The organism is Nocardia sp. NPDC004260 (genome assembly GCF_053603155.1).
This window is the reverse complement of sequence record NZ_JBSGEZ010000229.1, coordinates 1-2,322: the sequence shown is the minus strand read 5'-3', so window position 1 is coordinate 2,322 and position 2,322 is coordinate 1. Positions and strand designations below refer to the sequence as shown.

Sequence of the window (2,322 nt, the reverse complement as noted above, 5' to 3'; positions counted from 1 at the left end):
AACTGAAGCGACACAACCGACTCCGCCTCACCCACCGACCGGTTCGCAAATTTGACGACCAGGTCAAACCCTTATGTGAGCGGCATTGGTTCTAGCGTTGACGAAGTTTCCGCGCGCGTCGAGCAGCTGCGACGGCGCCGGTGGACGAACGCCACGGTCCGGTCTCGGAGAAAGACGAACGATGAAACGAAGTTCCGACGTCGACGCAGGTCTCCCGGCCACGCCTGTCGCCGCTTCGGGCAGCGTGCGGATGAGAATCGAAATAGTCCGTCGCTGTTCGGGGCCCGCGCTCATCGTGCTCATGGCGGTGTTCGCCGTGACCGCGGGAGTGGTCGCGGCATCGCCGCCCGCGAGCGCCGATGCCGCGTCGATCACCGGCTCCTGGCCGGAGGACGATCGGACGGTGCAGGTGCGGGTGCATTCCGCGGCGATGGGGCAGGACATCATGGTGAAGGTGCTGCGCCCGGCGGACCGTTCGGTGCCGCGGCCGACGTTGTATCTGTTGAACGGTGGCGGCGGTGGTCAGGACAGCGCGACCTGGCAGAAGAACACCGACGTGCTGCGCTTTCTCGCCGGGAAAGACGTGAACGTCGTGCAGCCGGTGGGCGGGCGTTGGAGCTATTACACCGATTGGCGTGCGCCGGATCCGAAACTCGGTGTGTACAAGTGGAAGACCTTCCTCACCGAAGAGTTGCCACCGCTAATCGATGCCGAGTTCGGCACCACCGGGGTGAATGCCGTCGCGGGCTTGTCCACCTCCGGGACCTCGGTGCTCCAGCTGCCGATCGCGAAACCCGGTCTGTATCAGGCGGTTGCGGCCTACAGCGGTTGCGCGCAGATCAGCGACCCGATCGGCCGCGAGTTCGTGAAACTCGCCGTGGAGAGCTGGGGCGGCGGCGACACCGAGAACATGTACGGCCCGCCCGACGACCCGATGTGGGCGGCCAACGACCCGTACCTACACGCCGACCAACTGCGCGGCATACGGCTGTTCCTGTCCACGGGAACCGGAGTGCCTGGCATGTACGACGTCTACAACGGCGCCTACGCTCAGCCAGGGCCGCGCGGTTACCTCAACCAACTGGTGCTGGGCGGTGTGATCGAGGCCGCGGTGAACTGGTGCACGCACAACATGCGCGCCCGCCTCGACTCCCTCGGCATCCCCGCCACCTACGACTTCCAGCCCACCGGAACCCATTCGTGGGGGTATTGGCAGGATGCGCTGAAGAATTCGTGGCCCGTGTTGGCCGACGGACTGGGACTGCCGCGCTGAGCCGAAGGCCGCGTGGGCCCGGACAGCCGAACTCGGCTCATGAGAACAGCTCCGGCGATCCGCACCCCGAGGCGGCCTTGGCGGATACTGGCCCGCATGACCGACATCCTGGCGGATCCCGACCTTCTCCCGGCTGAGTTGCGGCCCTACCTCGATGCGCTGGTGCGACGAGCCCGCAACGTCTGCGGGCGTCATCTGACGAGTGTCTTCGCCGTGGGATCGGTCGCGCTCGCGGACTATCGGCACGGGCGCAGCGACGTGGACGTGGTCATCGTCGTCGCGCCGTCGCTTCCCGCGCAGGCATTGCGCGAACTGGCAGAATCGCTCGCGCACTCGTCGCTGCCGTGCCCCGCGGCCGGGCTGGAACTCGTGGTCTACAGCTCGGATTTCAGCGCCGAACCGTCCAGCGCGGCCGGTTATCTCATGGACCTCAACACCGGTCCCCTGTTGCCGAACCGCGTCAGCTTCGATCCGGCGGACTCATCGGCCTTCTGGTACGTCATCGATCGCTCCATCGCCCACGAGACCGGACGGCTCCTGTACGGGACTGCCGTGCGGCAGGTCGTCGCGGCACCGTCACGGCGCGACGTTCATGCCGCGCTGCTGGCTTCGGTACGCGAACACGCTGGGGGAGAGGGCCATCTGGGTGACAACCGAGTGCTGAACGGCTGTCGAGCAGTAGCGTTCTGTCGCACCGGTCGCTGGCTGGCCAAACACGAAGCGGCACAGATGATCGCGAAGTCCGAAGAAGACTTCGCCCCCCTCATCGACACAGCGCTGCGCAGCTTCGAGCACCCCCGCACCGCCGCACTCGCACTGCCAACCACCGACGTGCGAGCCTTTCTGGCGTGGGTGGGGGACCGCGTCGACGAAGCCGCGACTCAAACGCCATGCTGATACGTAGACATGCGCATCTGAGCATTGGATTGCTAAACGCGACTTGGAGCGTCTGCGGGGGTTCCCGGAGATCAGCCGCGAGGAGTTGTTCCGGTATTTCACGCTGGCCCCGGCTGATCTGGCATTCGTGGATCCGGGCCGCGGCCGGGGTC

General features: G+C 66.2%; 2 protein-coding genes. Both read left to right on the top strand.

Annotated features, from left to right (window positions below; translation table 11 throughout):
• Window positions 1-301 precede the first annotated feature (301 nt).
• Complete coding sequence (locus ACWEO7_RS39205) at window positions 302-1,273, top strand: alpha/beta hydrolase (RefSeq protein ID WP_452430873.1); 972 nt, start codon at window positions 302-304, stop codon at window positions 1,271-1,273.
• A gap of 96 nt (window positions 1,274-1,369) precedes the next feature.
• A complete protein-coding gene (locus tag ACWEO7_RS39200; protein ID WP_452430872.1) occupies window positions 1,370-2,170 on the top strand; it encodes an aminoglycoside adenylyltransferase domain-containing protein in 801 nt (266 codons plus the stop codon).
• Window positions 2,171-2,322 lie beyond the last annotated feature (152 nt).